Origin of the sequence: Candidatus Dechloromonas phosphoritropha, from assembly GCA_016722705.1 — a bacterium.
Classification (GTDB): Bacteria; Pseudomonadota; Gammaproteobacteria; order Burkholderiales; family Rhodocyclaceae; genus Azonexus; species Azonexus phosphoritrophus.
The window spans coordinates 1,749,020-1,774,171 of record JADKGN010000004.1 but is presented as its reverse complement, the minus strand read 5'-3'; the positions used below and the strand labels follow the sequence as shown (position 1 = coordinate 1,774,171).

The window sequence follows — 25,152 nt, the reverse complement described above, 5'->3', positions numbered from 1 at the left end:
GCGCAACAGGCCGACATCACAGCCCGCCCTTTTCATCGATCTGGGCGTCGCGCGATGCACTCCAGTCCAAGTCCCCACGCTCCAGCAGTTCGCGCAGCATGCCGGCGATACTGTGCTGGTCAGCGCCCAGCGTTGCCGCATCACGCAAGAGCAGCCACGCTAGATCACGCGCGAAGACCTTCTGGGCTGCCTCCGGCTCCCCTGATTGAAGCAGACTCATCAGGTAATTCCAGGCACTGACTGACGTATTCGGATGCTCGGCGCCGAGCACGCGGCGACGCGCTGCGAGCACCGTTTCCTGAAGTTGGCGGGCGCCGGCCAGATCGCCCTGGCGGCGGAGCGTGTTGGCCAGGTTGTTCATCGAGATGAGCGTATCCGGATGTTCGGCGCCGAGCAGGCGGCGATGCGCTGCGAGCACCGTTTCCTGAAGTTGGCGGGCGCCGGCCAGATCGCCCTGACTCTGGAGCGTGTTGGCCAGGTTGTTCATCGCAGCGAGCGTATCCGGATGTTCGGCGCCGAGCACGCGGCGACGCGCTGCGAGCACCGTTTCCTGAAGTTGGCGGGCGCCGGCCAGATCGCCCTGATTCCACAGCGTGCTGGCCAGGTTGCTCATCGAAGCGAGCGTATCCGGATGTTCGGCGCCGAGCACGCGGCGATGTGCTGCGAGCACCGTTTCCTCAAGTTGGCGGGCGCCGGCCAGATCGCCCTGACTCTGGAGCGAGATGGCGAGGTTGCTCATCGAGATGAGCGTATCCGGATGTTCGGCGCCGAGCAGGCGGCGATGCGCTGCGAGCACCGTTTCCTCAAGTTGGCGGGCGCCGGCCAGATCGCCTTGACTCTGGAGCGAGATGGCCAGGTTGCTCATCGAGATGAGCGTATCCGGATGTTCGGCGCCGAGCAGGCGGCGATGCGCTGCGAGCACCGTTTCCTCAAGTTGGCGGGCGCCGGCCAGATCGCCCTGGCGGCGGAGCGTGTTGGCCAGGTTTTTCATCGAGATGAGCGTATCCGGATGTTCGGCGCCGAGCAGGCGGCGATGCGCTGCGAGCACCGTTTCCTGAAGTTGGCGGGCGCCGGCCAGATCGCCCTGACTCTGGAGCGTGCTGGCCAGGTTGCTCATCGAAGCGAGCGTATCCGGATGTTCGGCGCCGAGCACGCGGCGACGCGCTTCGAGCACCGTTTCCTCAAGTTGGCGGGCGCCGGCCAGATCGCCTTGCGCTTCAAAGGTGGTGGCCAAGTTGTTCATCGCAGTGAGCGTATCCGGATGTTCGGCGCCGAGCAGGCGGCGACGCGCTTCGAGCACTGATTCCTCAAGTTGGCGAGCGCCGGCCAGATCGCCCTGACTCTCGAGCGTGAGGGCCAGGTTGCTCATCACAGTGAGCGTATCCGGATGTTCGGCGCCGAGCACACGGCGACGCGCTGCGAGCACCGTTTCCTGAAGTTGGCGAGCGCCGGCCAGATCGCCCTGACTGTGGAGCGAGATGGCCAGGTTGCCCATCGAAGCGAGCGTATCCGGATGTTCGGCGCCGAGCACGCGGCGGCGCGCTGCGAACTGACGCTCGTAGCCGGTGCCAGCCGCCCAATAGTCGCCGCGCTCCTGATCATGGCGAGCAACCCAGCCGAGCAGGGTCGCCGTCGGCTCATCCTCCAGGTTGGCGGCCAGCGACCGCGCATGAACCACCCAGTTCTCCAATTTGCCGTGGTTGCGGATGTCGACCACCGCCGGCAGCGCCTCGTTCAGGGCGGCAACAAGCGCATCGCGCAACACCTTGACTCGTGCCTCGTTCTGCTCCCGGAAGCGCAGCGTGCGGGCGATCAGCGTGTGGACCGTCAAGGCGCCGGGCACCGCCTCCTCGGCAAGCGAGTGCCGGAGCACGTCATCGCTGGCGAGATCGGCCTTGTCCTCGGCTGCGCGCTGGTCGACCTTGTCGGCAGCGGCAAAGGCAGCGACCACCAGTTGCCGCGGAATGGGTGCGGCCGCCAGTTGCGCAGCGAGGCGCAGGAAATCCTGCCCCGCGGCACCCAGCAGACGGATGCTCGCCAGGAAGGTGGCGGCGATGTTGCGCTGATGACCGTTGGGCAGGTCTTCGCCAAGTTCGGCGGCAAGTTCGAGGATATCGCGATCCGCGCGCCCGAGACCGTTGACAAAGCCCCGGTAACCCCGGCGCCGGACGAGGCCGGCGGCAACGTCGATGGCCAGCGCGTGGCGGCCAAGTTGCTGGCAGATTTCCCGGGCGGCGGCTTCTTCATCCCCATCCGCCGGTGGCATTGCTTCCGGCTGACCGGCGCGCGTCAGCAAGGCATGGGCCTCGTCGGGGTCGAGTTCGGGGAGTTCGATGCGCGCGATTGCGCTCAGGCTGCGACTCCGCGTGGTGATCAGGCTGCGGCCGAGGGCATGCGGCGCCAGCCAGGGTTTGAGGCCTTCCGGCCCCGGTGCCGAGGGAAAATCATCGATGACCCACAGGAACGGCTGGCCCTGTCGTTCGAAATAGGCATGCAATACTCCTGTTACCGCGGCCGGCTCCAGACCCTTGACCTCGAACCCGAGGTATTGGGCGTAGCTGCGCAGCTGGCTTTCACGGCTGGCGGCGCGCTGCTCCGGACTGAGTTCGACCCCGCCATCGGCATGGCCGTAAGCGCGCAGCCAGAATACCCCACCCGGGTAGGCGGCGCCGAAACGCAGGGCGTATTCTTCGGCCAGCAAGCTCTTGCCGCTGCCACCGGAACCCCGCACCTGGACCACCCCTTGCTTGCCGCCCGTGCCGGTGAGCATGGCGGCATCCCCGGCCAGCAGTCGGCCATGGATTTGCCACATTTCCGCCAGCCGGCCGACAAATCGCGTCGACCCGGTGGCCGGCGCCGGCAGCCAGCGCGGGGGACGCAGCGCCCGGATGGCCCCCAGCGGCCCGGCCACGCCGGCCAGCGCATTGCCGATGCGCTTTGCTGCTGCGGCGATGGCAGCGGGATCGTCAGCCGCTGGCGCCAGCAGGTAGTGTTCGTCTAAAAGTTCCGGCAGGTGGATGTGACCGCTGGCGGCCGCCGGATTGACGACCAGAATGCGCCGCCGCGGGTCGCCTGCGGCCTGGGCGGCGATGTAGCCGGCGGTCAGTTCCCATTGGCAGGCGCGGGATTTCGGGTAATCCGCCGAGTACCAGACGAGCATCGCCTTTGAATTGGCGAGGCCGTTGTCGATGGCTTGCTGGATCGACGAGAACTCCTCGATTTCGCTGGTGTCGCGCCAGATGTGCAGGCCGAGGCTTTCCAGTGCAGCCAGTAGCGGCTGGATGCGCGGGCCGTCAGTACGGCGATAGCTGAGAAAAATGTCGAATTCCGCCGGCGTCGGAGACGGCGATGTGCTGGGCTCGTTCATGCCAACCTCGTGGTTCAACGCGAACTCAGGCTGCTGGAGTCGGGTTATCTGCATGGTAGTCCACAGTCCGTGACGATGCCATCAGAATTGACCTTGATGAATCGCCCGTCCGTTCCCGTTGCCCCGAAAAAAAACGGCGAGGGTCATCGCCTCGCCGTTTATTATTTCCGCGATCCTGCCGGGTTCGCGTTACCGTTCCCGGGATAGCCCTACATGCTGCGCCGATACTGGCCGCCGACTTCGTAGAGCGCACTGCTGATCTGGCCCAGCGAACAGTATTTGACGGCATCGACGAGCACGGCGAAGACGTTGCCATCCTCGATCACCGTCTGCTTGAGCTTTTCCAGCATGGCCGGTGCGGTCGACGCGTTTTTTGCCTGAAAATCGCGCAGGCGCTTGATCTGCGACTGCTTCTCTTCCTCTGTCGAGCGCGCCAGTTCGATTTCCTGCTGCGCCATGCCCTTGGGGTTGATGAAGGTGTTCACACCGATGATCGGGTAGGAGCCGTCGTGCTTCTTGTGCTCGTAATACATCGACTCTTCCTGGATCTTGCCGCGCTGGTAGCCGGTTTCCATGGCGCCCAACACGCCGCCGCGCGAGGCGATGGCTTCGAACTCCTTGAGCACGGCTTCCTCGACGAGGGCGGTCAGTTCGTCGATGATGAAGGCACCCTGGTTCGGGTTTTCGTTCTTGGCAACGCCCCACTCGCGGTTGATGACGAGCTGGATGGCCATCGCACGGCGCACGCTCTCTTCCGTCGGCGTCGTGATCGCCTCGTCGTAGGCGTTGGTGTGCAGTGAGTTGCAATTGTCGTAGATGGCGATCAGCGCCTGCAGCGTGGTGCGGATGTCGTTGAAGTCCATCTCCTGCGCGTGCAGCGAACGGCCGGAAGTCTGGATGTGGTACTTCAGCTTCTGGCTGCGCTCGTTGGCGCCGTACTTGTTCTTCATCGCCACCGCCCAGATGCGGCGGGCAACGCGGCCGATGACCGAGTATTCCGGATCCATGCCGTTGCTGAAGAAGAAGCTGAGGTTCGGCGCGAAATCGTCGATGTGCATGCCGCGCGCCAGGTAGCTCTCGACATAGGTGAAGCCGTTTGACAGCGTGAAGGCAAGCTGGCTGATCGGGTTGGCACCGGCTTCGGCGATGTGATAGCCGGAGATCGACACCGAGTAGAAGTTCTGCACCTGGTTATGGACGAAGAACTCCTGGATGTCGCCCATCATCTTGAGCGCGAATTCGGTGCTGAAGATACAGGTATTCTGGCCCTGGTCTTCCTTCAGGATGTCGGCCTGCACCGTGCCGCGCACGGTCTTCAGCGTCCATTCGCGGATTTTCTCGGCTTCGTCTTCGGTCGGCTGGCGGCCGTTGTCCTGCTTGAACTTGGCCAGTTGCTGGTCGATGGCGGTGTTGAAAAAACAGGCCAGGATGATCGGCGCCGGACCGTTGATCGTCATCGACACCGAGGTCGTCGGGCAGACGAGGTCGAAGCCGCCGTAGAGCACCTTGAGGTCATCAAGCGTGGCGATCGAGACGCCCGAGTTGCCGATCTTGCCGTAGATGTCCGGGCGCTCGTCGGGGTCACAGCCGTACAGCGTTACCGAATCGAAGGCTGTCGACAGGCGGTGCGCCGGCATGCCTTCGGAGACGCGCTTGAAGCGGCGGTTAGTGCGGAAGGCATCACCTTCGCCGGCGAACATCCGCGTCGGGTCTTCACCTTCGCGCTTGAAGGCGAAGACGCCGGCAGTGAACGGGAAGGAACCCGGCACGTTTTCCTTCATCAGGAAGCGCAGGATTTCGCCATCATCTGTGTATTTCGGCAGGATAACCTTGCGGATTTTGGTGCCGGAGAGTGACTCGCTGGTCAGCTGGGTGCGGATTTCCTTGTCGCGGATTTTCACGACATATTCGTCGCCGGAATAGGCCTTGACGGTATCCGGCCACATGTCGAGCAGTTTGCGGGCTTTCGGATCGAGCTGGCCCTCCTTCCAGGCACGCATTTCGGCGAAGTCCGCTGTCGACTTGTCGCAAGCACTGAAAAGGCCGGCGGCGATGCGCAGCGACTGGCGCTCGCGGGCAATCTTCACCTGCTCTTCGGTGTGGGCATGATAGGCGCGCACGCTGTCGGCGATTTCGGCAAGATAGCGGATGCGCTTGGCCGGCACGATGGCGCGCTGGCTTGACGACTGCTTGACGCTGACCAGCGGCAGCTTGCCGGCCTTGAGCTTGAGGCCGCGTTCGCCGAGCACCGGAACCAGCGCCTGATAGAGCGCGGTGACGCCGTCGTCGTTGAAGCGGGCGGCCATGGTGCCGAATACCGGCATTTCGTCGGTTGGCGTCGTGAAGGCTTCACGATTGCGCTGATATTGCTTGCGTACGTCGCGCAGCGCATCCTCGGCGCCCTTGCGGTCGAACTTGTTGATCGCGACAAAATCGGCGAAGTCGAGCATGTCGATCTTCTCGAGCTGCGACGCCGCGCCGAACTCGGGCGTCATGACGTACAGCGAGACATCGACAAAAGGCACAATGGCGGCATTGCCCTGGCCGATACCGGAAGTTTCGACGATAACCAGATCGAAGCCGGACAGCTTGCAGGCGGCGATCACCTCGGGGAGCGCGGCGGAAACTTCGCTGCCGGTGTCGCGGGTGGCCAGCGAACGCATGAAGATGTTCGGATGCTCGATGGCGTTCATGCGGATGCGGTCGCCGAGCAGCGCGCCGCCGGTGCGCTTGCGCGAGGGGTCGATGGAGATCAGGCCAATCCTGACCGTATCGTCCTGGTCGAGGCGGAAGCGGCGCACGAGCTCGTCAGTGAGCGAGGACTTGCCGGCGCCGCCGGTGCCGGTGATTCCGAGTACCGGCACGGCGACGGCTGCCGCGGCCTTGAGCAGCGGCTCCTTCAAGAACGGTGCGGCGCCGTTTTCCAGGACGGTGATGACCCGGGCCAGCAAGCGCCGGTCACCGGCCCTGAGACCGTCCAGGACCTTTTCGGTGGCCGGCAGGCCGTGCGCCGCGACGTCGAAGTCGGACTGCTGGACGAGATCGTTGATCATTCCCTGCAGACCCATGTGCACGCCATCTTCGGGGGCATAGATGCGGCTGACGCCATAAGCGTGCAGTTCCCTGATCTCGGCCGGCACGATGACCCCGCCACCACCGCCGAAGATCTTGATCTCGCCGCCGCCATTGGCCTTCAGCAGGTCCAGCATGTATTTGAAGAATTCGACGTGCCCGCCCTGGTAGGAGGTGATCGCGATGCCCTGGACATCCTCCTGAAGAGCGGCATTGACGATTTCCTGCACCGAACGATTGTGTCCGAGGTGGATCACCTCGGCGCCGGTGGCCTGGATTATGCGGCGCATGATGTTGATCGACGCATCGTGGCCGTCGAACAGCGAGGCTGCGGTAACGAAACGCAGCTTGTTCTTCGGCTTGTAGGGAGCAAGTTTCTTGGCAACGGAAAGGTCGGTCATGGTGCCTGCCTCATTGAGTACGTTAAAGGTCCATCATATTACTGCGCTTTCCTCACGTGGCAATTGTCGGGATTGACGCCCATAATGCAAATCCAGCCAAAATGATAAGCTGTTGCGGTCGACCGTCAAAAATCACCGAAAATGCCTCCGCGCACCATCCGCAGCCCGACTGAAAAAGCACAAGCCACTGTTGCAATAAGTTTTGTGAACGGCATGCTGTCCGGATTGGCGCGCAACGGAATCGATGCCACGCCGCTGCTGTCTGCGGCCGGCATTGACATTGCAGATGCCGCCAGCCGGGTTCCAGTCGATCGCTATGCCGCGCTCTATAACCGGATCAATCACCTGCTCGACGACGAAGGCTTCGGGCTGTTTTCACAGCCGCTGCGCGTCGGCAGTTTCGAGTTTCTCTGCCGGGCTTGCATCAGCGCACGGACACTGGCTGAAGCGCTGCTCCGCGCCGCCCGCTTCCTGCGCATCGTGTTGCCCGACCTGGCCATCGCCCGTCGGGCGCCACCAGGGACACGCAGAACTGCTGATATGCGAGAGCCGGCGCCTGGCCGACAATCCGGATGACGGCGGCCGGGTCTTCGCTTTCGAATGGCTGCTCCGGATGCTGCACGGTCTGTCGTGCTGGCTTGCCGGTCGCGGCCTGGCGTTCGACAGCGTGATCTTTCCCTACCGCCGCCCGGCTCATGCCGCCGACTACGCGCTGATCTTCACCGAGAATTCCCGCTTCGCCCCGACCCTGCCGGATGGCTGCGGCACGCTCGTCGCCAGCTTCAACGCCAACCTGCTCGACCTGCCCATCCGTCGCGACGAGGCAGCACTGGCCAGCTTCCTCGACGGCGCACCCGGCAAGATCACCTCACTCTACCGGCGTGACCGCGAGATGGTCATCCGCGTCCGCGACCTGCTGCGCGCCGCGCTGCCCGCCACACTAGGCCTTGAAGACATCGGCGACCGCCTGCACCTGTCGCCACGCACGATCCACCGCCGCCTGGACGAGGAAGGGTCGAGTTTCCGCGCCATCAAGGATGCGCTGCGCCGCGACATGGCACTGGCCCGCCTGACCAAGACCCGCGATGCAGTCAGCCAGATCGCCGCCGACCTTGGCTACGCCGACCCTTCGGCGTTTTACCGTGCCTTCGTCGAGTGGACCGGCATGGCGCCCATCCATTATCGCAAGCGCTGGGCGGGCGACAGCTGACACGCCGACCCTGGCAGGCACCGTGGCAGCGCAGGGTTCAGGCCTTCCGTTACTGGCACAAATGCGCTACCCTTTGCTGTTCTAGGATTGATACTCCGAGGAGGTTTGGCCTGTCATGAACCGCAAGGACAAGCGCAAGTTGCCGGAGGACCGTCGCATCGAGGATGCGGGGCCGCCCCCCGGTTGGCGCGACCGTCGCAAGGGGGTTGAACGGCGCATACCGGTGACCGAAGAGGTCGATGTGACCGACAGTCAGTGGGCAACTTACTTCGGTCCGCGTTCCTTTGATGCGGCCGAAAACGAGCAAGCCCCGGATAATGCCGGGGGCGCTTTCGATCAGGCCCGCAAGTGATCGAGCCGTTGCCGGGGCCGATTCGCGCCCGACGAATGGATGCAAAAAAGGCCGGATGACTCCGGCCTTTTTGTTTGCCTGGCGCGACGCTTATTCGTCGTCTTCGCGCAACTGGAACTTGCCGGCCATCTGTTGCTGCACGTTGGGCGGAACGGCCGCATAGCGGGCGAACTCGATGGTGTAGCTGCCCTGACCGCCGGTGAGTGACTTCAGGCGTGACTGGTAGTCGCTGATTTCGGCCAGGGGTACTTCGCCGGTAATCGCGGACATCCCGTGACCGCGACCGTCCGTGCCCGTGATGTGGCCACGGCGGCTCGAGAGATCGCCAGTCAGGTCACCGATACAAGCTTCCGGCACAATGATTTCGACGCTGACGATGGGCTCCAGGACGATCGGTCGCGCGGCGCGCACCGCATCGATAACCGCCTTGCGACCAGCGGTGACAAAGGCAACCTCCTTGCCATCGACCGCGTGGGTCTTGCCGTCGAAAACAGTCACTTTCAGGTCGTCGACCGCGTAACCCGCCACCACGCCGCCTTCAAGGCCCTGGAGCACGCCTTTCTCTACCGCCGCCATGAAAACACCTGGGATCACGCCGCCCTTGACCGCATCGACGAACTCGATGCCTTCGCCGCGACCTCTGGGCTCGACGCGCAGGTGTACTTCACCGAACTGCCCGGCGCCGCCACTCTGCTTCTTGTGGCGGTGGATCCCTTCGGCCCCCGCGGTAATCGTTTCACGGTAGGGAATCGTCGGCGGTTTGGTATCGACTTCCAGCTTGTACTGAGCGGCCATCTTTTCCAGCTTGGACTTGAGATGGATTTCGCCGAGGCCGCGGATGACGGTTTCGTTGCTGGTCGGGTGGCGCTCGACGACGAAGGTCGGGTCCTCCACCGCGAGCTTGCCGAGGATGTCGAACAGCCTTTGCTCGTCGCCCTTCTTCCTGGTTTCGACCGCGAGTCCCGACATCGGCCTGGGAAACTCGAGCGGCACGAGGTGGATCTGGTCTTCATCGTGAGAGTCGTGCAGGACGCAGTCGAACTCGATCTCGTCGACCTTGGCGACAGCGCCGATGTCGCCGGGCAGCAGCTCGTCGACCTCCAGCGGATCCTTGCCCTGCAACTGGTAGAGGTGGCCAACCTTGAACGGGCGCTTGCCGTCACCGACGAACAGTTGCATGTCCTTCTTCATCGTGCCCTGATGGACGCGGAAGACGCCAATCTTGCCCAGATACGGGTCGGCGACAACCTTGAAGACGTGCGCCAGAACATGCTTGCCGGCATCGGGTTCTGCGTGGAACGCTTCTGCCGCCATACCCGGTTCGCCCTTGTAGAATGGCGGCGGATTGACTTCGGCCGGATTGGGTGCCAGAGAAGCAAGGACGTGCAGCAGTTCCTTGATGCCGGCGCCGGTCTTCGCCGAGGTGAACAGGATGGGAATCAGGTGGCCTTCGCGCAACGCCTTTTCGAACGGCGCGTGCAAGGCCGCCGCACTGGGGTCGGCGCCGTCCTCGAGATACTGGGCGAGCAGGTCTTCGTCTTCCTCGACGATCTGGTCGATGAGCGCCCGGTGGGCCGCGGCGACCGACGCGAAATCGGCGTCGCCGGCATCGTGCTCGAGCACCTCGACGACATCCGCCGCGTCATGCGCCGGCAGGTCGAGCAGCATGCACTGCTTGCCGAAGCGCTCGCGGATGTCGGCCACCAGCCCGGGCAGATCGAGATTGTCGGCGTCGATCTTGTTGATGACGATCATCCGGCACAGCTTGCGGTCGCCGGCATGGCGCATCATGCGCTCGGTCATCAGCTCGACACCGTTTTGCGCGTTGATAACGATCAGTGCGGTATCGACACCGGCCAGCGCGGCGATCGACTGTCCCGAAAAATCCGGATAGCCCGGCGTGTCGATCAAGTGAATGTGCGTGCCTTCGTGGGCGAAATTGACGATGGCCGAGTTCAACGAGTGGCCGACCTCCTTTTCCTGGGCATCGAAGTCGCAGACGGTGCTGCCTCTCTCGACACTGCCCTTGGCCGGAATTGTCCCGGTCGCGAACAGCATGGCCTCGGCCAGACTGGTTTTTCCGGATGCACCATGGCCGACCAGGGCCATGGCACGAATCGCCTCGGTATTGTATTTGGACATCCTGCTCTCCCTGAGCTTGTAGAAATTCAGCCGAGTATTTTACGCCAGTGTCCAGGCGGTCATAAACATCACTCCTGGGCCTTTTTCGGGCGCGTCCAGCCCAACACCGTTGTCTGGCGGGCACGCGAGATGGTCAAGGCGTCGGGCGGGGCGTCCCTTGTCAACGTCGTTCCCGCCCCCAGCGTCGCCCCGCGTCCGACCGTCACCGGCGCGACAAGCTGCGTGTCGGAACCGATGAACACGTCGTCTTCGATGATCGTCCTGTACTTGTTGGCCCCATCATAGTTGCAGACGATGGTGCCGGCACCGACATTTACCCGCTCGCCTATATCGGCGTCGCCGATATAGGCCAGGTGATTGGCCTTGGAGCGGGCGGCGATCCTGCTCTTCTTGACCTCGACAAAATTGCCGATATGCACCTCGGGCCCGAGTTCGGCTCCCGGGCGCAAGCGGGCGAAGGGGCCGACCACCGCGTCAGGCCCGATCACCGCATCGTCGAAGTGACAGAAGGCCGCGATCCGCGCGCCGGCGCCGACCGTGACATTGTTAAGCACGCAATAGGGGCCAACCTCGACGGCGTCAGCAAGCTCAACCCTGCCCTCGAAGACACAACCGACATCGATGAAGACATCGCGCCCGCAAGTGAGTTCACCGCGCACGTCGATGCGCTCCGGGTCGGCGAGACGCACCCCAGCGACCAGCATGGCATCGGCCAGATTGCGCTGCTGCACGCGCTCCAGTTCGGCCAACTGCACCTTGCTATTGACTCCCAGCACTTCCCATTCCTTATCGGGGTGAGCGGTGCGCACCGGCAACCCTTCGGCGACTGCAAGCGCGACGATATCGGTCAGGTAATACTCGCCCTGCGCATTTCTGTTCGACAGCCGGCCAAGCCAATCCTCGAGGCGGGAAGAGGGAATCGCCATGATGCCGGTATTGACCTCGCAGATCGTCTTTTCCTCGGGTGTCGCGTCTTTCTCCTCGACGATGCGCCGGACATTGCCCGCGGCATCGCGGACGATGCGGCCATATCCCGCGGGGTCGGCCAGTTCCATCGTCAGGATCGACAAGCCGTCCCGGCCGGCATGCAACAGGCGCTTGAGGGTTGAGGCCCTGGTCAGTGGCACGTCGCCATAGAGAACCAGCGTCCGGCCCTCACCGGCAAGGGCTGGCAGCGCCTGGGCAACCGCGTGCCCGGTACCGAGCTGTGGCTCCTGGAGAGCCCAGGAAATATCGTCACCATCGACGGTCGACCGCACCGCTTCACCGCCATGTCCGAAAACCACGACCAGTTTAGCCGGGGCCAGCGAACGCGCGGTGTCGATGACATGCCGCACCAGGGGCTTGCCAGCCACGGGATGCAGGACCTTGGGCAGATTGGAATGCATGCGCTTGCCCTGGCCGGCGGCAAGGATGACCACTTGTAGAGGCGTTTCAGCCATTATTGGACTCCGGAAATGACGAAGGCGACCGCTTGGGCCGCCTCTGCATTATCGCATGATGCTCCCGCTCCTACCGGGGCAGCGTCGAGCTGGCCATCAGGAAAGCATCGACTTCACGCGCGGCCTGACGCCCTTCGCGGATCGCCCAGACGACCAACGACTGACCGCGTCGCACGTCGCCGGCGGCATAGACCTTGGGCACGTTGGTCGCGTAGCAGCCTTCGTCATCCGTCGTGGCCTTGGCATTGTTACGCGCATCCTTGTCGACACCGAAGGCATCAAGCAGGGAGCCGACCGGATTGGTGAAGCCCATGGCCAGAAAGGCATTGTCGCAAGGCAGTTCAAATTCTGAACCGGCGACCTCGCTCATCTTGCCGTCCTTCCATTCAAGGTGAATGGCTTTCAAGGCCTTGACATTGCCCTTGCCGTCATCGACGAAACCTTTGGTCGCCACGGCAAAGTCACGGGTGCAGCCTTCGTCGTGCGACGACGAGGTGCGCAGCTTGTAGGGCCAGTACGGCCAGGTCAGCTCCTTGTTTTCCTGTTCCGGCGGCATCGGCATCAGTTCGAACTGGGTGACCGAGGCAGCGCCGTGACGGTTCGATGTACCAACGCAGTCGGAGCCGGTATCACCGCCGCCGATGACGATGACGTGCTTGCCCTTGACGTTGATCGGATTGGCCTTGCCCTGGTGGACTTCCTTGTTTTGCGGAATCAGGAATTCGAGCGCGGCGTAGATGCCCTTCAATTCGCGTCCCGGCACCGGCAGATCACGCGGCACTTCGGAACCGGCGGCGAGAATCACGGCGTCGAATGTTGCGGTCAACTGCTCGGCAGAGAGGAATTCGGTGGCGTCGTTATTGATATTAGCCGGCAATTCCTTGCTGCCGACGATCACTCCGGTCTTGAAGGTGACGCCTTCGGCTTCCATCTGCGCGACCCGGCGGTCGACAACCGATTTTTCCATCTTGAAGTCGGGAATGCCATAGGTCAGCAGGCCACCGAGACGGTCGCTCTTCTCGAACACCGTCACGTCATGACCGACCCGCGCCAGTTGCTGGGCGGCGGCCAGACCGGCCGGTCCGGAACCGACGACGGCCACCTTCTTATTGGTCTTGCTTGTTGGCGGCTGTGGAACGACCCAGCCCATTTCCCAGCCTTTGTCGATGATGAAATGCTCAATCGACTTGATGCCCACCGGCGCCGCGTTGATGCCCAGCGTGCAAGCGGCCTCGCAGGGGGCCGGGCAGATGCGACCGGTAAAATCCGGGAAATTGTTGGTCGAATGCAGCACTTCCAGCGCCTGTTGCCAGTTGCCCTGGTAAACCAGATCGTTCCAGTCCGGGATGATGTTATTCACCGGACAACCACTGTTGCAGAACGGAATACCGCAGTCCATGCAGCGCGCGCCCTGAATCTTGGCTTCTTCGTCGGACAGGGTATGGACGAATTCCTTGTAGTTCTTCAGGCGCTTTTCGACCGGCTCATAAGCCTCGGAAAGACGTTCAAATTCCATGAATCCAGTCGGCTTGCCCATTATGCGGCCTCCTTCCGTGCAGCAACGGCTATCTCGGTGAGGGCGCGCCGGTATTCGTGCGGAAAGATTTTGACGAACTTCTCACGCCAGGCATCCCAGTTGGCCAGGATGGCTGCCGCGGTCTTGCTGCCGGTGTATTCAGCGTGCCGGGCGACCAGTTCCCTGAGCTGGTTTTCGTCGGCCAGCCCACGATGCAGCGGCTCACCGCCAGCCTGACGACCGGCCGGCAGCACCTTTTCGAGCGCCACCTGGGCCAGATTGCAGCGACCGGCAAAGCTGCCATCCTCGTCCAGCACATAGGCGATGCCGCCCGACATGCCGGCAGCGAAGTTGCGCCCCGTCATGCCGAGCACGACCACGGTACCGCCAGTCATGTATTCGCAGCCATGATCGCCGACACCCTCGACGACTGCCGAGGCGCCCGAGTTGCGAACCGCAAAACGCTCGCCACTGACGCCGGCAAAGAACGCCTGGCCATCGGTCGCGCCATATAGCACGGTGTTGCCGACGATGATGTTGTGCTGTGTATCACCCCGAAAATCCGGGCTCGGCTTGATGATGATGCGACCGCCCGACAAACCTTTGCCGACGTAATCATTACCTTCGCCGGTCAGTTCGAGTGTCACGCCCCTGGCCAGAAAAGCGCCAAAACTCTGGCCGGCGGTACCGCTCAGGCGGATGTAAATGGTGTCGTTCGGCAGGCCAGCGTTACCGTAGCGCCGGGCTACCTCGCCCGACAGCATGGTGCCACAGGTGCGGTTGACGTTGCTGATCCTGGTATCGATCTCGACCTTTTGGCCTTTTTCAAGCGCCGGCATGGCCTGTGCGATCAGCTTGTGATCGAGTGCCTTGTCGAGACCATGATCCTGACTCTCGACATGGCGGCGCGGCACATCGGCCGGGACCGGCGGCTGATAGAAGATCCTGGTGAAATCGAGACCCTTGGCCTTCCAGTGTTCAATGCCCGGACGGGTATCGAGCAGGTCGGCCCGTCCAACCAGATCTTCAAACTTGCGAATACCAAGCCCGGCCATGATTTCGCGGACTTCCTCGGCGACGAAGAAGAAATAATTGACGACATGCTCCGGTTGACCGGAGAAACGCTTGCGCAACTCTGGATCCTGCGTCGCGACACCGACCGGACAGGTATTCAGGTGGCACTTGCGCATCATGATGCAGCCTTCGACGACCAGCGGCGCGGTGGCGAATCCGAATTCATCGGCACCGAGCAAGGCGCCGACGACGACATCGCGCCCCGTCTTAATCTGTCCGTCGACCTGGACGCGGATACGGCTGCGCAGGCGGTTGAGCACCAGTGTCTGCTGCGTTTCCGAGAGCCCGAGTTCCCACGGCGTACCGGCGTGCTTGATCGACGACACCGGTGATGCGCCGGTACCGCCGTCGAAACCAGCGATCACGACATGATCAGCCTTGGCCTTGGCGACGCCGGCGGCGACGGTGCCGACGCCGACTTCGGAAACCAGTTTGACCGAGATCGCGGCGCGCGAATTGGCGTTCTTGAGGTCGTGAATCAGCTGCGCCAGATCCTCGATCGAGTAGATGTCATGGTGCGGCGGCGGCGAAATCAGACCGACACCCGGCACCGAGTGGCGCAGGAAGCCGATGTACTCGGACACCTTGTGCCCCGGCAACTGCCCGCCTTCGCCCGGCTTGGCGCCTTGCGCCATCTTGATCTGGATCTGGTCGGCATTGACCAGGTACTCGGTCGTCACGCCGAAACGGCCGGATGCCACCTGCTTGATCGCCGAGCGCAACGAATCACCCTCTTTCAACTCCAGATCGCGGGCGACGCGGCTCTTGCCGATCACGTCGGAAAGCATCGTGCCGCCCTTGACCGGCGCGTAGCGACTGGCGTCCTCGCCGCCTTCGCCGGTATTCGACTTGCCGCCGATACGATTCATCGCGATCGCCAGCGTCGTGTGCGACTCGGTCGAAATGGCACCAAGAGATATGGCACCGGTAGCAAAGCGCTTGACGATTTCCTTGACCGGCTCGACTTCGTCGAGCGGAATTGCCTCACCTTGCGGCCGAAATTCGAACAGGCCGCGCAGCGTCAGGTGGCGCCTGGTCTGATCGTTGATCAGTTTGGCGTATTCCTTGTAGGTCTCGTACTTGTTCGAGCGCGTCGCATGCTGCAGCTTGGCGATCGAATCCGGTGTCCATACGTGTTCTTCACCACGAATGCGGAAGGCGTATTCACCGCCGGCATCAAGCATGGTGGCCAGCACCGGATCGTCCGAAAAGGCGTCGTGGTGCAGGCGGATGGCTTCCTCCGCCACCTCGAACACGCCGATACCTTCGATGTTGGAAGGAGTTCCGGTGAAGTACTTTTCGACGAACGCCTTCTGCAGGCCGATGGCTTCGAAGATCTGGGCGCCCGTGTACGACATGTAAGTCGAGATACCCATCTTGGACATGACCTTGTTCAGGCCCTTGCCGATCGCCTTGATGTAATTCTTGATGAACTTCTCGGTCTTTTCGGCATCGCCCTTGGCCAGCGCCTCAATGGTTTCGAGTGCCAGATAGGGGTGGACCGCCTCGGCGCCATAACCGCCGAGCAGCGCGAAGTGATGCGTTTCACGTGCCGAACCGGTCTCGACCACAAGGCCGGCGCTGGTACGCAGACCCTTCTTGACCAGATGCTGGTGAATTGCCGAAGTCGCCAGCAGCGCCGGAATGGCGACATGCTCGGCATCGACCTTGCGGTCGGAGACGATCAGGATGTTGGCACCGGAACGCACCGCATCTTCGGCATCGGCGGCCAGCGAAGCGAGCCGGGCTTCGATAGCATTGCTGCCCCAGACCAGCGGATAGCAGATATCCAGTTCGAACGAACGGAGCTTGTTCGACGTGTATTTCCCGATATTGCGCAGTTTCTCCATACGGTCGAAAGACAACACAGGTTGCGATACTTCGAGACGGATCGGCGGATTGATGTCGTGCGTATTCAGAAGATTTGGCTTGGGCCCGACGAAGGACACCAGCGACATGACCAACTCCTCACGTATCGGGTCGATCGGCGGATTGGTCACTTGCGCGAAAAGCTGCTTGAAGTAGTTGTAGAGAGTCTTGTTCCTGTTGGACAGCACCGGCAGGGCGGAGTCCGTGCCCATCGAGCCGGTCGCTTCCTCGCCGTTGTGGACCATCGGCTCGAGGATGACCTTGATGTCTTCCTGGGTGTAGCCGAAGGCCTGCTGGCGATCAAGCATGGAAGCAATCGATACCTCAACCTTTTCAGCCGGTGCCGGCAAGTCGTCGAGCTTTATGCGGATTTTTTCAACCCACTCGCGATAGGGCTTGGCGTTGGCCAGCGCGTCCTTGAGTTCCTTGTCGTCGATGATGCGCCCCTGTTCCATATCGATCAGGAACATCTTGCCCGGCTGCAGACGCCACTTCTTGATAATTTTCTTTTCCGGAATTGGCAGGACGCCGGATTCGGAAGCCATGACCACCATGTCGTCGTCGGTCACCAAGTAGCGGGCCGGACGCAGGCCGTTGCGGTCGAGCGTCGCGCCAATCTGGCGCCCGTCGGTAAACGCCACCGCCGCCGGGCCGTCCCACGGCTCCATCATCGCGGCGTGGTATTCGTAGAAGGCGCGGCGGTTCTCGTCCATCAGTGTGTGCTTTTCCCAGGCTTCGGGAATCAATAGCATGACCGCCTGCGCCATCGAATAGCCACCCATGACGAGCAGCTCGAGCGCGTTGTCGAACGCTGCCGAGTCGGACTGGCCGGGATAGTGCAGCGGCCAGATCTTTTTCAGATCATCGCCGAGGATCGGTGAGGAGATCGCCTGCTCGCGGGCCTTGAACCAGTTCACGTTGCCGCGCATCGTGTTGATCTCGCCGTTGTGGGCAATGTAGCGAAACGGGTGTGCCAGGTCCCAGGTCGGGAAGGTGTTGGTCGAGAAACGCTGGTGCACCAACGCCAGCGCCGAGACAGCCCGCTCATCCCGCAGGTCGAGGTAATAGACGCCAACCTGATGCGCCAGCAGCAAGCCCTTGTAGTTCACCGTACGCGCGGAAAACGACGGGACGTAGAACTCTTGGCCATGCTTCAGTTTGAGCGACATGATGGCATTGGCGGCGCGGCGGCGGATGATATAGAGCTTGCGCTCAAGCGCGTCAGTCACGAAAACGTCGGGGCCGCGCCCAACGAAGACCTGGCAGATCACCGGCTCCTTGTCCCTGACTGTCGGCGACATCGGCATGTCGCGATTGACAGGCACATCGCGCCAGCCAAGAAGGACCTGACCCTCGGCCTTGACCGAACGTTCGATTGCTTCGACACAGGCGTGGCGGGAAGCGGCCTCCTGTGGCAGGAATACCATGCCGACACCGTATTCTCCGGCGGGCGGGAGGATCACGCCCTGCCCGGCCATCTCCTCGCGATAAAACTGGTCGGGGATCTGGATCAGGATGCCGGCGCCATCGCCCTGCAGCGGGTCGGCACCAACGGCGCCCCGGTGGTCGAGATTTTTCAGGATCAACAAACCCTGCTCGACGATACCGTGACTTTTCCATCCCTTGACGTGGGCGACGAAGCCGACTCCGCAGGCGTCGTGCTCGTTGCTCGGGTCATACAATCCCTGCCGCTCGGATACTGCCGGTTCCATCACGTTAATCCTCTAAAACTCGATCAAAGAATACAGCCGCCCAAGGCGGGCGGTCTTACCTCCAATGTGCCAGGCAGCTCGCAGGATATTCGGACAACTTTGGAATATACCGCCAATACCCCGTTGATTCAAGATGCTGCGATGCACCAACGCGGTTCGTCTGCCCTTCTGCGATCCCCTTTCAGGTGCATCGCGCTTCGATGGCAGCACCTATCGTCGCTTCATCAAGGCCTTCCGCAAGGACAGCCATGCCAATCTCCTTCAACAGGACCAGACGCAGACTGCCGTCGCGGACCTTCTTGTCGTGCCGCATCAACTCGATATAGCGCGCCGCACCCAGCGGTGCTCCATGGGATGGCAATCCGGCCCGCTGATAAAGTGACTCGATGCGCTGCACGGACTGAGCCGCAAGCCAGCCCAACCGCCTCGATAGCTCGGAAGCAATAAGTGTGCCAGAGGCGACCGCTTCGCCATGTAGCCATTTGCCGTAGCCGAGACCAGTCTCGATCGCGTGTCCGAAGGTGTGACCGAGATTGAGCAAGGCGCGCTCCCCCGCTTCGCGCTCGTCCGCCGCCACGACCTCGGCCTTGTTGAAACAGGAGCGACGAACGGCGAAAGCCAGCGCCTCCTGGTCCCGCGCCAGCAACTTGTCGAGGTTCGCTTCCAGCCAGACAAAGAAATCGGGATCACGAATCAACCCGTATTTGATGACTTCGGCGAGACCCGCCTTGAGTTCCCTGTCGGGCAAGGTTTCGAGGGTCGAAATATCGGCCAGGACGACTTTGGGCTGGTAGAAGGCACCGATCATGTTCTTGCCCCGCGGATGGTTGATTGCGGTTTTACCGCCCACCGACGAGTCAACCTGGGAAAGCAGCGTCGTCGGGATTTGTATGAAGGGCATACCCCGCTGGTAGCAAGCCGCGGCAAAGCCGCCCATGTCACCGATGACGCCGCCGCCGAGAGCGATCAGCGTGGCATTGCGTTCGCAGTGGCCGCCAATCAGCGCGTCGAAAATGAGATTGAGCGTTTCCCAGGTCTTGTATTTCTCACCATCCGGAAGGATTACGGGCAGGGCAGAAATTCCGCCCTTTTTCAGCGTCGACCGCAACAGTTCGAGATAGAGCGGCGCAACCGTCGTATTGGTAACGACGACCGCCTTCTTCTGGGCCAGATGGGGCGTCAGCAATTCCGGGCGTGACAGCAATCCACTACCGATGTGGATGAGATAGGAACGTTCGGCGAGTTCCACTTTCAGGGTCTGGATCATGGCTTGCATTGGCGGTGAAATTCCCGGAGCAGGTACTGGACGACGCCGGCGGCGACGAGGTGTGATCCGTCGACGACAACATGAGCGGCTTCCCGGTACAGAGGGTCGCGGAGGGCATGAAGTTCCTCCAGCTTGCTCAAAGGGTCAGGGACACGCAGTAACGGGCGATTTCGGTCGTGGCGGGTGCGTTCGAACAGGATGGCCGGCGGGACGTTCAAATAGACGACCCACCCCGTATCACGCAAGCGCTTCCGGTTCTCCGGATCAATCACCACGCCGCCGCCGGTGGCGACAACGCTTGCCGACCCTGAAGTCAGTTCGCCGATCGTCTGCGCTTCGCGACGGCGGAAGCCTTCCTCGCCCTCGATTTCGAAAATGGTCGGAATGGAAACCCCGGTGCGCTCGACGATTTCATGGTCGGAGTCATGAAACCGCCAGCCAAGCCGCCTGGCCAGTTGCCGGCCGATGGTCGTCTTGCCGGCTCCCATCAGGCCAACGAGGTAGATATTGCTGCAATTGTTCACCACGGCATTTTAGCGGACTCGAGGAGTCTGCCACAAAAGACAAGGGCCGGCAAAGCCGGCCCTTGATGCTCTCACACGGACGATCAGTTGATCTGCAATTTATCCGAAATGATGCGTGGCGTGATGAAGAAGAGCAGTTCGCGGCGCTGCCCAGTATCGTTCTGATACTTGAAAAGATAGCCAAAGAACGGGATGTCGCCGAGCAGCGGAACCTTTTCGGTCACATTTTCCTTCTTGGTGACATAGACGCCGCCGATGACAACCGTTCCACCGTTCTCGACAACGACGCTGGTCTCGACCGTGGAGGTCTTGATCGGCGGATTGCCGAGAACAGCACGCGTCCAGTCGGGCTCTTCTTTCTTGACGACCAGCAGCATGCGCACGGTCCCTTCGGGCGTGATCTGCGGCGTCGCTTCCAGCGAGAGCGCGGCGGTCTTGAACGAGACGTTCTGGGTCGCCACGCCACCGCCCGTTGCCGTCGTTACGTACGGGATCTCGGTACCGTCCTGGATCTTTGCCTTGACGTTATTCGCCGTGATGACGCGCGGGCTCGAGACAATCTTGCCGAGACCATCCTGTTCGAGGGCCGCGAGCTCAAGGTTGAGGATGCGGGTCAGTGAGGAATTGAACAGCGCGAACGCCAGCGTGCCGCCGACATTGGTGAAGGATGGCAGATTGACGCCAATGGTCTGGGGGGTAACCTGGCCCGACGGCGAGTACACACCGCCGCCAGCATAAGTTCCGCTGCCGCCAAGCTGGCTTCTTGTAGTGCTCAGGAAGTTCAGGCGGACACCAAGGTCGCGGTTGAAGGTGTCCTGCGCCTCGACCACACGGGCCTCGATCATCACCTGGCGGGAACCGGTGTCGATCGCCTTGATGAACACGCGGATCTCCTCGAGCTTGCTCGGGATGTCGTTGACGAAGAGGACATTGGATTGCGCATCGGCGATCGCATTGCCGCGCTTGCTCAGCAGGCGCTGCGATGCCCCCCCCGGAGTACCACCAACGCCACCAACCCCGGCGAGAAGCTTGGCAACATCACCGGCCTTCTGGTAGTTCAGATTAAATTGCTCGTGCTGGATGGGCTCCAGTTCGCTGATCTGCTGGCGGGCCTCGAAATCCAGCTTCTCGCGGGTAGCGATTTCGTCGCGCGGGGCAATCATCATGATGTTGCCCTTCTTGCGCATGTCCAGGTCCTTCTGCTTGAAGATGATATCGATCACCTGATCGGCCGGCACGTCCTTCAGGACGAGGGTCGTCGTGCCCGTCACGGTGTCGCTGATCACCGCATTCAGGCCAAGTTCCTCAGCCATCAGTTTCAGGAGGGCACGGACGTCGCCGTTCTGGTAGTTGATACTGACGCGTGGTCCCTGGTAACCGGTCTTCGTTCCCTGCACCAGCTTGTTCGGGTCCTCGATAATGCGCTTGACCTCGACGATGAACTGATTGTCGCTCTGATAGGCGTTGTGCTCCCACAGGCCATGCGGCATGATGGTCATCCGTACATTGTCGCCGAGCGGCCTGGTTTCGACGGAAGTCACGGGCGTGCCAAAATCGGTTACATCAAGCTTGCGTCGCAGATTCTCCGGAACGCTGGTCTTCAGAAAGTCGACAATCAGGCTCTTGCCCTGTTGACGGATGTCTATGCCGGTGCCGGCGTCGTTCAGGTCGACGACGATTCGCGCCTCGCCATCCTTGCCGCGACGGAACGCGATATCCTGCAAGGCGTGGCGCTTGCCAATGGAAGTCTCCGCCGTGAATTGCGTGACGCGCTCGGGCAGCGAACCGACCGCCGGGATGGGGGCAAGCAGAACATAAAGCGATTTACCGTCCAGGCGCGTCGTGTAGGTCATGCTCCGCGTCAGATTCAGGACGACGCGTGTGCGACCGCCAACCTCGACAACGTTGGCGCTCTGCAGGTCGCCTTCCTTGAAGGTCACGCTGGTCTTGCCCAGACCATTCGTGGTTGATGGAAAGTCAAATGCGATCTTCGCTGGCTTCGCCACGCTAAATCCTACGGGCGGCGTGGCCAGCGGTTCCTTCAAATCGATCCTTATGGCCAGGTTGTCGCCCTGCGGTGCGGCAACCATCGCCTCGATCGTGTTGGGGACAGCGTTCTGCGCCGACACCGGCCCGGCCAAGGCAAGGCAGGTCGCCGCGATAGCGGCCATCGCGTAGTTGATGACATTCATTTCTTACTTCCCTCCTTGGCCTGCAGATACAAGGAACTGGTGCGTTCACTCCAGTCACCTGCCGAATCCTGAATCAATTCACGCATCACGATTTCCTTGTCGGTAATCTGCGTAACCATGCCGAAATCGAGGCCGACATAATCGCCAACCTTGACCTGCTTTACCTTGTTTTCGACCTGAATAACCGCAATCGGACGGCGGTTGATATTCAGATACCCGATCATCTTGAGTGACTCGACCGGATATTTTTCGAGCAGGCTGTTGCGCAGATCACGCGCCTCGAAGTCCGGCTGGAAAGCACCAGCCTTTCCGGACCCTTGCTTGTTCTTGTTTTCCGGCTCGATCTTGCTTGCCTTGAACGGATCCAACTGGCCTTCGACGTCGTAGGGCACCGCCTGATAGGGCTTGACCTCCGGCAACTTGGGGACATTGCCCCGCATATCCTTCGTATTGTCAACCATCCACCGCTTGAGGTCTTCGTGGTCGTCACCCGAACAGGCTCCCAATGCCCCGCAGAGTACGACGAGGATTAGTCGCTTCACTTCTTCGCTCCTTGCGCTGCCTTCTTCTGTTTGGCAACCTCTTCCTCATCCAGATACCTGAAGGTCTTGGTTGTCGCATCCAGCGAAAGCGTATTGTCCTTGGATGGCACGATCGAAATATTGTTGAGCGTCACAATTCGCGGCAGTTTCGCTATATCGGCGGCAAACGCTCCAAAATCGTGGTACCCGCCGGCGATTTTCACGGCAATCGGCAATTCCGCATAGAAGTCCTTGACCTGTTCGGCTCCCGGCCGGAAAAGATCGAACTGGAGACCGCGTCCAAGACCGGCCTGGTTCACCTCGATCAGCAACGCCTCGACTTCCGACTTGTTCGGAAGTTGCTTGAGCAACGCACCAAACGAGCGGTCAATTTCAGCCAGTTGCTCGATATAGAGATCGAGATTGACGGCCTGCTTCTTTTTTTCGAGGTATTGCTGCTTGAGCGTTGCCTCTTCCTTTTGCTTGACGTCCAGTTCGGCAAGCTGGTCGCTCCAGAAGAACCACCAGCCAGCAAGTACCAGCACTGCAAAGATGGCCAGCAGAACGGCCTTCTTGGGCAGCGGCGGCCAAGCGCCCGGATCGTTTGGATTCAGATCGCGGAACTCGTCGGCGATTGCCTGAAAGTCCATCTTTGGAAGCGAAGCGGACCTGGCTTTCATTTCTTGCCCTTCCCGACGACAGGTGGCTGAGTGCGGGTCAGCAGGAAGTTCATCGCGAACTCGTTGCTGCGGCGCCCGTTGAGAACCACCGCCTTGACCTCGACCAACTGGGGATTCTCCAGCCAGGGAGACGCTTCCAGATTACGCATTAGCGCCGACACGCGCGCGTTGGACTGGGCGTAACCGGTGATATTTACCTTGGCCCCATCCTGTTTCAGCGACTTGAGGTATACACCCTCCGGAACCTGATTGACCAGTTCGCTCAGCAAATAAACGGTTTCGCTGCGGTCACGCTGCAAATCTTCGATGACCTGCTTGCGAGCCAGCAGCGCCTGAGTCTTTTCCTTCAGCAGTTTGATCTCGGCGATCTGCTTGTCGAGAACAGCGATTTCGCGCTTCAGGAAATCGTTGGCGGAGGCTTGACTGGTGATATGCCCGTCAATGATCGTGTAGCCGAGAAAGACAACCAGTCCGGCAAAACAGACCGCTGCGCCAACCATCAGATAAAAATTCTGGCGCTTTGCCTTGCGGGCTTGTTCCCGGTGGGGGAGGAGGTTAATTCTGATCATGATGGGTCGAACCTCCGCAGCGCCAGTCCACACGCCACCATCAGCGACGAGGCATCGGCAAGCAGACTCTTGGCCCGGACCCGATCCGAAAGCACCATGTTGGCAAATGGGTTCGCAATCAGCGTACTGACTTGCGTGCGCGTCGCGACAACCTCGTCGACACCCGGAATCACCGCACAACCGCCGGCCAGAACGATGCTATCGACGTGATTGAATTGGGTCGAGGTGAAGAAGAACTGCAGGGCGCGGGAAATTTCAAGCGCCAGATTGTCCATGAAGGGGGTAAGGAGTTCCCCCTCGTACCCCTCGGGAAGGCTCCCTGAACGCTTCGCGGCTTCCGCTTCCTCATAATTCATCCCGTAATGCCGGGCAATGTCCTGGGTCAGCTGTGCCCCACCGAACGCCTGTTCGCGTGCATACACCTGTTGACTATTGCGCAGCACTGTCAGACTCATCATGCTGGAACCGGCATTGACCAACGCGACAGTCATATTCTTCCCGCCGCCGGGCAACTGCCTTTCGATCAGTTCGAACGCCGAGAGAGCGGCCTGTGTTTCCACATCGACCACAACCGCTGTCAGACCGGCAGCGTCGGCAACCGCGATGCGATCCTCCACCCGCTCTTTCTTGGAAGCGGCGATGAAGACCTCAAGTTCATCTGGCGCCGATGGCGCCGGTCCGATCACCTGAAAGTCGAGATTCACTTCGTCGATGGCGAACGGGATGTACTGATTGGCCTCGGACTCAACCTGGATTTCGAGCTGATCCTCGCGCAATCCAGCGGGCACGATAATCTTCTTGGTGATCACCGCGGATGAAGGCAGCGCCATCGCGACATTGCGCGTCGACGTGCCGAGCCTTTTCCAGGCCCGCTTGACGGCGTCGACGACTCCGTCCATGTTGGCAATATTGCCGTCCGAAACCGCATCCTTCGGCAACACCTCTACAGTGTAGCGCTCGACACGGTAACCCTCTTTCCCGTTGGCAACCAGTTCTACCAGCTTGACAGCCGAGGAACTGATGTCCAGCCCCAACAGGGGGCGCGCCTTGGGATTAAAAAACGCTGAGATATCGAAGCGCACCAGACCCCCAAAAAGTCCTTACAAAATGCGAAGTTAGCTAAATAACCAATAATTCTTTTTCGATGCTAGCAACAAGCACACGGCATGTAAAGGGTTTTCAGGGTGTGTTTCAGGTACGGCGTATAATCCGCGCAACGCCAATCAAACCGACTCACAACCG

14 protein-coding genes and 1 pseudogene are annotated in these 25,152 nt (G+C 61.3%); 2 read left to right on the top strand and 13 right to left on the bottom strand.

Annotated elements, in window-relative coordinates; genetic code table 11:
• Positions 1–16 precede the first annotated feature (16 nt).
• Together IPP03_14355 and IPP03_14350 are read right to left on the bottom strand one after the other, a co-directional pair.
• Positions 17–3,367, bottom strand: a complete 3,351-nt coding sequence (locus IPP03_14355; GenBank protein ID MBL0353770.1) for a toll/interleukin-1 receptor domain-containing protein — start codon at positions 3,365–3,367, stop codon at positions 17–19.
• Between the two features lie 209 nt (positions 3,368–3,576).
• Positions 3,577–6,840 carry a cobalamin-dependent protein gene (locus IPP03_14350; GenBank protein MBL0353769.1) on the bottom strand — a complete coding sequence of 1,088 codons (3,264 nt, stop codon included), beginning with the start codon at positions 6,838–6,840 and terminating at the stop codon, positions 3,577–3,579.
• Between the two features lie 141 nt (positions 6,841–6,981).
• Here IPP03_14350 and IPP03_14345 point away from each other — a divergent pair.
• Both IPP03_14345 and IPP03_14340 read left to right on the top strand, forming a co-directional pair.
• Positions 6,982–8,050: pseudogene (locus IPP03_14345) on the top strand (AraC family transcriptional regulator ligand-binding domain-containing protein).
• Positions 8,051–8,165: 115 nt separating this feature from the next.
• Positions 8,166–8,402, top strand: coding sequence for a hypothetical protein (locus tag IPP03_14340; GenBank protein ID MBL0353768.1), 237 nt, complete (start codon positions 8,166–8,168; stop codon positions 8,400–8,402).
• A 90-nt stretch (positions 8,403–8,492) separates the two neighbouring features.
• On the opposite strand, the gene IPP03_14335 is transcribed toward IPP03_14340, so the two are convergent.
• From IPP03_14335 to IPP03_14285, 11 genes are all read right to left on the bottom strand, one after another.
• Positions 8,493–10,544, bottom strand: a complete 2,052-nt coding sequence (locus IPP03_14335) for an elongation factor G (protein MBL0353767.1) — start codon at positions 10,542–10,544, stop codon at positions 8,493–8,495.
• A gap of 68 nt (positions 10,545–10,612) precedes the next feature.
• Positions 10,613–11,986, bottom strand: a complete 1,374-nt coding sequence (gene glmU / locus IPP03_14330; protein MBL0353766.1) for a bifunctional UDP-N-acetylglucosamine diphosphorylase/glucosamine-1-phosphate N-acetyltransferase GlmU — start codon at positions 11,984–11,986, stop codon at positions 10,613–10,615.
• 70 nt (positions 11,987–12,056) lie between these two features.
• Positions 12,057–13,523: a glutamate synthase subunit beta gene (locus IPP03_14325; protein MBL0353765.1), complete on the bottom strand. Its 1,467-nt coding sequence runs from the start codon at positions 13,521–13,523 to the stop codon at positions 12,057–12,059.
• Positions 13,523–18,157: a glutamate synthase large subunit gene (gltB, locus tag IPP03_14320; protein MBL0353764.1), complete on the bottom strand. Its 4,635-nt coding sequence runs from the start codon at positions 18,155–18,157 to the stop codon at positions 13,523–13,525. Before gltB ends, IPP03_14325 begins: the two co-directional genes overlap by 1 nt.
• A 181-nt stretch (positions 18,158–18,338) precedes the next feature.
• Positions 18,339–19,421: a 3-dehydroquinate synthase gene (gene aroB, locus IPP03_14315; protein ID MBL0353763.1), complete on the bottom strand. Its 1,083-nt coding sequence runs from the start codon at positions 19,419–19,421 to the stop codon at positions 18,339–18,341.
• Positions 19,421–19,948, bottom strand: a complete 528-nt coding sequence (locus IPP03_14310; GenBank protein ID MBL0353762.1) for a shikimate kinase — start codon at positions 19,946–19,948, stop codon at positions 19,421–19,423. The genes aroB and IPP03_14310 overlap by 1 nt, the downstream gene beginning before the upstream one ends.
• Positions 19,949–20,031: 83 nt before the next feature.
• Positions 20,032–22,140, bottom strand: a complete 2,109-nt coding sequence (gene pilQ / locus IPP03_14305; GenBank protein MBL0353761.1) for a type IV pilus secretin PilQ — start codon at positions 22,138–22,140, stop codon at positions 20,032–20,034.
• Positions 22,137–22,682 (bottom strand): pilus assembly protein PilP, encoded by a 546-nt coding sequence (locus tag IPP03_14300; protein MBL0353760.1) that lies wholly within the window; start codon positions 22,680–22,682, stop codon positions 22,137–22,139. The genes pilQ and IPP03_14300 overlap by 4 nt, the downstream gene beginning before the upstream one ends.
• Positions 22,679–23,341, bottom strand: coding sequence for a type 4a pilus biogenesis protein PilO (locus IPP03_14295; GenBank protein MBL0353759.1), 663 nt, complete (start codon positions 23,339–23,341; stop codon positions 22,679–22,681). The genes IPP03_14300 and IPP03_14295 overlap by 4 nt, the downstream gene beginning before the upstream one ends.
• Positions 23,338–23,910, bottom strand: coding sequence for a PilN domain-containing protein (locus tag IPP03_14290; GenBank protein MBL0353758.1), 573 nt, complete (start codon positions 23,908–23,910; stop codon positions 23,338–23,340). Before IPP03_14290 ends, IPP03_14295 begins: the two co-directional genes overlap by 4 nt.
• Complete coding sequence (locus IPP03_14285) at positions 23,907–24,992, bottom strand: pilus assembly protein PilM (protein MBL0353757.1); 1,086 nt, start codon at positions 24,990–24,992, stop codon at positions 23,907–23,909. The genes IPP03_14290 and IPP03_14285 overlap by 4 nt, the downstream gene beginning before the upstream one ends.
• Positions 24,993–25,152 lie beyond the last annotated feature (160 nt).